This window comes from Sphingopyxis sp. KK2 (assembly GCF_001990265.1).
GTDB lineage: Bacteria > Pseudomonadota > Alphaproteobacteria > Sphingomonadales > Sphingomonadaceae > Sphingopyxis.
Map to the genome: position 1 here is coordinate 1 of NZ_LYVN01000312.1, position 423 is coordinate 423.

General features: G+C 68.6%; 1 protein-coding gene. It reads left to right on the forward strand.

Annotation, left to right across the window (positions count from 1 at the left end; translation table 11 throughout):
- Window positions 1-423, forward strand: a 423-nt coding sequence (locus B1A78_RS22940; RefSeq protein ID WP_179102143.1) for a hypothetical protein, incomplete at both ends; no start/stop codon positions are given.

Here is a 423-nt window from a genome sequence, read left to right on the forward strand (position 1 = left end):
ACGACGAGCTGCTGCTCGACGACGAGGAAGACGAGGTGCTGCCGGTCGAACCGAAGCTGCTGCTGCCGCCGGTGGCGCCCGACGAGGTGGCGCCCGACGAGGTGCTGCTGCTCGACGAAGAGGACGACGACGAGCTCGACGAGGACGAGGAGCTGCTGCTGCCGCCCGAGCTGCCGTTCGAGCCACCGTTCGAACCGTGCGACGAACCGCCCCAGCCCGAGCTGCCCTTCGACGAGTTGCCGTGCGACGAGCCGCCCTTCGAGGAATTTCCGTGCGACGAACCACCCTTCGACGAATCGCCGCCATGGCCGTGCGAGCTGCCGCCCTTCGACGAGTTGCCGCCGCCCGACGACGAGGAGCTCGACGACGAGGAAGAGGAGGACGAAGACGAGCTCGACGACGAGCTGCTGCTCGACGACGAGG